General features: G+C 41.6%; 5 protein-coding genes, 8 tRNA genes and 1 rRNA gene. 1 reads left to right on the top strand and 13 read right to left on the bottom strand.

Features of this window, described 5'->3' with window-relative positions:
• Window positions 1–209 precede the first annotated feature (209 nt).
• Window positions 210–656, bottom strand: coding sequence for a MarR family winged helix-turn-helix transcriptional regulator (locus Hs20B_RS04710; RefSeq protein ID WP_172356102.1), 447 nt, complete (start codon window positions 654–656; stop codon window positions 210–212).
• 197 nt (window positions 657–853) lie between these two features.
• Here Hs20B_RS04710 and Hs20B_RS04705 point away from each other — a divergent pair, with 197 nt between their 5' ends.
• Window positions 854–1,336, top strand: coding sequence for a hypothetical protein (locus Hs20B_RS04705; RefSeq protein ID WP_172356100.1), 483 nt, complete (start codon window positions 854–856; stop codon window positions 1,334–1,336).
• Between the two features lie 88 nt (window positions 1,337–1,424).
• Here the strand turns inward: Hs20B_RS04705 and Hs20B_RS04700 are convergent.
• From Hs20B_RS04700 to Hs20B_RS04645, 12 genes are all read right to left on the bottom strand, one after another.
• Window positions 1,425–1,498 (bottom strand) — tRNA-Asn (locus tag Hs20B_RS04700).
• 4 nt (window positions 1,499–1,502) lie between these two features.
• A 5S ribosomal RNA gene (gene rrf / locus Hs20B_RS04695) occupies window positions 1,503–1,618 on the bottom strand.
• A 39-nt stretch (window positions 1,619–1,657) separates the two neighbouring features.
• Window positions 1,658–1,731, bottom strand: a tRNA-Ile gene (locus Hs20B_RS04690).
• Between the two features lie 46 nt (window positions 1,732–1,777).
• Window positions 1,778–1,848 (bottom strand) — tRNA-Gly (locus Hs20B_RS04685).
• 32 nt (window positions 1,849–1,880) lie between these two features.
• A tRNA-Phe gene (locus tag Hs20B_RS04680) sits at window positions 1,881–1,953 on the bottom strand.
• Between the two features lie 36 nt (window positions 1,954–1,989).
• Window positions 1,990–2,062: transfer RNA gene (locus tag Hs20B_RS04675), tRNA-Asp, on the bottom strand.
• 14 nt (window positions 2,063–2,076) lie between these two features.
• Window positions 2,077–2,150, bottom strand: a tRNA-Met gene (locus Hs20B_RS04670).
• A 29-nt stretch (window positions 2,151–2,179) separates the two neighbouring features.
• Window positions 2,180–2,269 (bottom strand) — tRNA-Ser (locus Hs20B_RS04665).
• Window positions 2,270–2,280: 11 nt separating this feature from the next.
• Window positions 2,281–2,352 (bottom strand) — tRNA-Glu (locus Hs20B_RS04660).
• Between the two features lie 136 nt (window positions 2,353–2,488).
• Window positions 2,489–3,295: a LysM peptidoglycan-binding domain-containing protein gene (locus Hs20B_RS04655; RefSeq protein WP_172356098.1), complete on the bottom strand. Its 807-nt coding sequence runs from the start codon at window positions 3,293–3,295 to the stop codon at window positions 2,489–2,491.
• Between the two features lie 77 nt (window positions 3,296–3,372).
• Window positions 3,373–5,268 carry an acyltransferase family protein gene (locus Hs20B_RS04650; protein ID WP_172356096.1) on the bottom strand — a complete coding sequence of 632 codons (1,896 nt, stop codon included), beginning with the start codon at window positions 5,266–5,268 and terminating at the stop codon, window positions 3,373–3,375.
• On the bottom strand, window positions 5,265–6,032 hold the full coding sequence (locus tag Hs20B_RS04645; RefSeq protein WP_172356094.1) for an MORN repeat-containing protein: 768 nt from the start codon (window positions 6,030–6,032) through the stop codon (window positions 5,265–5,267). Before Hs20B_RS04645 ends, Hs20B_RS04650 begins: the two co-directional genes overlap by 4 nt.
• Between the last annotated feature and the right edge of the window lie 82 nt (window positions 6,033–6,114).

Genomic DNA, 6,114 nt, shown 5'->3' with positions numbered 1-6,114 from the left:
TCTTGTGAGACAACTACTTAATTCTATCAGAACTTCCGCTCCTTGTCAACTACTTTTTGAAAGTTTTTTTATTTTTCTTTCAATCGTTCGTCTCCTCGAATTGAGTACTTTAATATCTTATCAAATTTCATCTCCCCTGTCAACTACTTTCTTCACCTTTTTTCGCTTTTTTTCTTGCGACTGAAAAACAAGGCCAGAGGCCTTGCTATTTAGGTGTTTTCATATACCATTTCTGTTTCTTTTAGACGTTCTGCTGTTTGCTCAATGCTTTCGATGTCAGTACGCTCTAGTGTTTCTATAAACTGGTGACGGATGATATCGCTGATCACCGGGGCAGATTCCGTGACCGCTTCCTGACCTTCTGGGGTGATGATGACTGTTTTTTCACGACCCTTTTTTTTCGTTTCGAGTAATCCTTTTCCTTCTATGCGTTTGACATAGTGGGATAAACGACTTTTTTCCCAGCCGATATGCGTGACTAGCTCACTTTGCGACATTTCTCCTCCGGATTTTCGGATTGTATTTAAGATTCTAAACTCACCTTTAGCTAGGTTGGTTTCTTTTAGAATACTTCTTTCTATTGGATTATTGAGGCGTTCGATAATGAGCTGGAAGTCTTCCCAGATGGCAAGTTCTGTTTTAGTTAATGTTTTCATGTCTTTATTTTAACACAACCAAGTATATTTGTAGATTATTTTCGTTTATTCGATGTTTTTCATGATATTTTCAACTCTTTTTACATTTTTAGTTGACAAGTCATTATTGTTTTGGTATTCTTAGCTAAACAACTATTAGTTGATTAGTCCTAAACCGCTCTGGTGCAATCCTGCGCCCCTTTATGAGGAGAAAACACATGGATAAAATTGAAGTGATTTTGAAAAATATTGAGCCAATCATTATGAATTGCAAAAAGAAGGCCAACATTCCATCATGGGAGATTGAGGACTATATGCAGGAGGGGATGATTGTCGCGCTTGAACTTTACAATCAGATATTACTTGCCGATAAGGAGGACTCTGGCCTTAATTTCTATGTTTACTTCAAAGTTAAGTATTCACAGTTCTTGATTGATGCTTATCGTAAGTCTCAGGCTTACAAGCGGCGTTATGAGTTGCCTGACTACGCTGAGATTTCACTGGTACGTTCTGTGGCAGATGAAAAGCAGGGCGTGGCGGAGAATTTTATTTATGAGCTGTTATTTAATGAGATTACAGAGATTTTGACGCCGGCTGAGTTAATTACTTTTCAGGATTTGCTTGATGGCAGAGTGGTGGATCGAAATAAAAAGTATCGCCTCAAAGCGAAGATTATTCGTTTTTTGTTTGGCGATGTGTGAGTATAGTATATAAAAAGCACGCGGATGCGCGCTTTTTATGTATTGAAATATAACAAAAAAACGCCATCTTTCGACAACGTTTTACTAGCTCCGCTTGCAAGACTCGAACTTGCGACATCATGATTAACAGTCATGCGCTACTACCAACTGAGCTAAAGCGGAATAAGCTTGGCACCGACCATATCTCACAGGGGGCAACCCCCAACTACTTCCGGCGTAATGAGACTTAACTACTGTGTTCGACATGGGAACAGGTGTATCTCTCATGCAATTAGCACCAAACTAATTTATCAGTGATAGTTTTGAAATTATTTTTCAAAATGGGCACAAGTGGACTCGAACCACCGACCTCACGCTTATCAGGCGTGCGCTCTAACCAGCTGAGCTATGCGCCCTAATCTTTTCGATTAAGGTCCATTTCTTATAATAAAAAAATGGTGAAGCGGGTGACGAGAATCGAACTCGCGTAGTTAGCTTGGAAGGCTAAGGTTCTACCATTAAACTACACCCGCAAAGGTTCTTTATGAATATGTTTATTCATAAATGGCGCGAGACGGAATCGAACCGCCGACACATGGAGCTTCAATCCATTGCTCTACCAACTGAGCTACCGAGCCAAATTTATTACTTGAAATAGTTGATAATTATCTCAACGGTCCCGACGGGAATTGAACCCGCGATCTTCGCCGTGACAGGGCGACGTGATAACCGCTACACTACGGGTCCAACTGTTTTTTCAATTGCGGGAGCAGGATTTGAACCTACGACCTTCGGGTTATGAGCCCGACGAGCTACCGAGCTGCTCCATCCCGCGATAATATATGAATAGGAAGTTTTTCCTAAAGGAGGATTAGGGATTCGAACCCTAGCACGCTTTTACACGTCTGACGGTTTTCAAGACCGTTCCCTTCAGCCAGACTTGGGTAATCCTCCAAAATAATAAATAGTCCGTACGGGATTCGAACCCGTGTTACCGCCGTGAAAAGGCGGTGTCTTAACCCCTTGACCAACGGACCAGGGTTTGTAGCTGACTTTCTTTCTCAATCAGCAACAAAAATAATTATATCGTATTATCCGACTTACGTCAAGCGTTTTTATAAAAAAACTTTATCTTTTTTTGAAACATCCGGAAATACCACTGTTTATGCCACTTTACAGTGACCAGTGAGCCATCCCGCCATTGTTAAACAGATACATAGCACCTTCAATCTGTGACTGAACATCACCACCATACCCTTGATAACCTGGCGCCAATTGGAATAGACCATAATAGCCAATCGAATTTTTTACGCTTGGAATCCAGCCACTTTCACGTGAGATGATATAGTCCCATTGACTTGCTGGTACGCCTGTGCGGGACTCAAGTTGTGATAATACATTTGCACGTTCTGCATCACTGAGTCCGCCTGCCGCTACTTTGTTGCCGTTGTTAATAGAAACTGGTGTTGAGCTTTGTGTGTCCGTCGCTTGTTCTGTCGTTGTTTCAGATTCCGTTTCTGATACTGCTTTGACGATGTAAGAACGTGTGAATGCGAGTACTTGTCCAGCATAGATTGCGTCTTGTGATGATAAATTATTTTGCTGCACAATTGATTCAGGGCTGACTTGGTACTTGTCAGCAATCAGCGATAAAGAATCTCCTGATTTCACCGTATAGCTGACGTTATCTTGGGTAAGATCAACCTCTGATTCTGACTGAACTTCTGACGATGGCACAGATGACGCGGATGGTTGTTCCGATGACGCACTAATTGTTTTAACTGGTTCATCAGATTTCGCTTCAACTATTGCTTGTTTTTTATGGCTCGGTTGCGTGTCTGCCTTTGACTTATCTTCACCGCCAAGAACTAGAAAAACAGAGATACCAAAAGCAAGTCCTAGCATCCCAACTAGACTCAAAATCGAAAAAATTATCTTATGCGATGTCTTAAAATCGCTTTTTTTAGCGTGTTTGTACATATACCTTAATTCTACCATAAAATTTGGCAAAAAGAGCCTTGTTACAGACTCTTCATTTTTGTTATATGGTTGTAATCTTAGGGTTTGCCAGCAGTTTCGGCCGCTTGATTGAGACTTTTTACGATAATATTTAGATAGTCGACTGAAACATCTTGTTTGCCACCAAAATGAATCTGGTCAGACCATAGCAAACTGTCCTGCGGTGCGATAAATGCTGCCCAGTCAGCAATTTTAACCCAATCATATTTTTTCGAGAAGGTTTTTAGGTAGGTATTAAAATCGTCTAAAACAGCCTGGTTTTTGCCATCATAAGCCGTTACTAACACTAAATGTGTCCCCTTAGGTGCATTTTTTACGATAGTTGCAACATCTTTTTTCATGTCGCTAGTTACATTGGCACCCGCCGAAATCACGATATACTTACCGAGTTTTTTCGCCTGTAGCTTTTGCGTATAGAGCTGGTAGATGTCATCGTAGTTACGGCCGACTTTCGCATCCACATCCGCATCTGGCAGGATGTTTGACAAATAAGGTACGACACCGACTAGAACCGAGTCGCCAAGTACAGTCTGCGAACTATTGAGCACAGCATTTGAGACGGATGTCACGTCTTTTAGGACGGTTTGTTTCATCTGAAGGTCTGCACTCGTGCTAAAACCTGCGTCTGAGTTGTACCAGCTCGTATTTTGAAAAATGCCATTACCTGTGTCGACCAGATTTTTACTGAGCATACCCTGTTTATCTAGCGCGACCATTGTTTCGCTAATTTGCGCTTCGTTGATACTGCGCTCGATTTTTGAAATCTTGGGTGCGGTGATTGTGATTGCGATTCCCGCTAGCGCAAGTGCTGCGAGTCCGCCATAAAATACCTTCCCCATCAACCATTTTGGTCGTGATTTTCCGTGAAAATAAGGTTCAATCCCGTAATAGACACCAGCTGACGCTGCAAATGACACGATAAAACTCAGAACTCCCGAAATTACCACGTGGTGAATGAGATGTGATATGATCAGCCAAACAGGCCAGTGAAACAGGTAAATACTGTAGGACGTATCTGCAAGAATGGTCAAAATTTTTGGTTCTTGGGCAGTCGTTCGTTCATGCAGAATCCGAAATTGGACAATTAAAATCGCAGCTAAGATGCTCGTCAAAATCAAATTGGTTCTGACGGTCCAGATACTTTCAAATCTGCCAAAAAAAGTCAGAATCACAAGTAAAACTAGCGGTACGAGCGTCCAAATCCACCACTTTTTCATGGGATAATTTGCAAAACTCGTCTGCTGTTTACCATTGATACGAATACCCGCAAAGACGGATACGATCGCGCCAATAAAAAATGGGTACATATGGGTCGTGAAGGCGAAATAGCTGTAGCTCAGATAGGCTGGGTTGAAGCTGGTTTCTAAGTGTGCGATTGAGATGATGCTGAGTAATCCTGCAAGTATCAGCACAAAAATACGTGTCTGAATCAGCAGGTTGCGTCCGCTAAATCGCATTTTTTTGAGCACAAAAATCAGCGCGAATAAAAGCAGCCCCCAACTCAGATAAAAGAGAAATTCGAGCGATAATGTCCAGGTGTGGATATAAAGTTGCGGTGTTTGCTGCGCTTCATAAGAGGCGCCTGAGATAATCTCAAACTTATTGGTCGCAAAACTAATCGCTGCCGTGACTTGTTTCGCAAGATTGGCACGGAAATCTGAGGGCAGAAGTAGCGTGAATGGTAAAGTTGTTACCACCATGATGATAAGCGGTGGAAAAATCCGTAAAAACCGGCGTTGATAATATTTTAGCAGATCAAATGTTTCTGATTTTTCGAGTTCGACGAAAAATAGCGACGTAATCAGATAACCCGAAAAGACGAAAAAGATGTCAACTCCGATAAAGCCGCCTGGGAAGACTTTTGCAAAAAAGTGATAGCCTAGGACAGTAACAAGGCCGGTAACTCTGACAAGTGAAAACCATTTTATCTTCATTGTTTGGGAACTCCAAATTTGAATGTCGCCTTGATTGGCGTGCCGTCGATTGTGGTATAGGTGCCCTGACCGTCAGGAAGTCCGTTTTTCCATGCGCCCATGTAGCTTGCTTGGTTGGCAAATGTCATCTGACCCTGCCAACTCCCCGCAAACCGCCAAGTACCAGTGTAGGAAAAATTCTGTGCCTTGGTGCTGTATTTATCCTTATCAAGTGTCACGACTGTTTTATCTGCCAGACTGATTACGCTTGATTGATCATTTTTTTGCTTAACAACATAGCCACCGTTTTGTGTGTAAAGTGCATTACCAGCGAGTTTTCCCGCTTTAAAAGTGCCTTTTAGCGTGTTACCTTTTTTATCAGTAATGGTTGCTGCACCTGAAAAATTTCCTTGTGCGAGACCACCTTTGTAGGTGAAACTATTGTCAAGGGATTTTTGCGTGACTTCTTTTTTGAGGCCGATATAGTCAAGTGCGTAAAGTCTGGCTAAAATAATGACGAAAAGGCTAACAAATATTGCTAGCGTCATCGGTTTGATCTGGTTTTTAGTCCTTTTATTCGCCTGTTTTTCAGCCGGTTTAGACTGGTCAGAACTTTTCAATGTTACATCAGAATCAGCAACAAAATCCATCACACCTGATGCTAAATGATCTTGAAATTCTGGATTTTCAAGGTCGAACTGGCTTAATTTTTCCTGTTCTGACCGCCGTTTTTCTTCAAGTTCTGCCAACTTTTCCTTGAATGTTTGTGTCACTTTATCAGCCATTTTCTATTGATTATTGAAAGTATATCATTTAAATTATATCACAGATCACAAAAAATCAAGCGATATCGCTTGACATTTCATT

Origin of the sequence: Pseudolactococcus insecticola (assembly GCF_011170065.1) — a bacterium.
GTDB classification, from domain to species: domain Bacteria; phylum Bacillota; class Bacilli; order Lactobacillales; family Streptococcaceae; genus Pseudolactococcus; species Pseudolactococcus insecticola.
The sequence above is the reverse complement of the archived record's forward strand: the minus strand, read 5'-3'. Positions and strand labels throughout refer to the sequence as shown.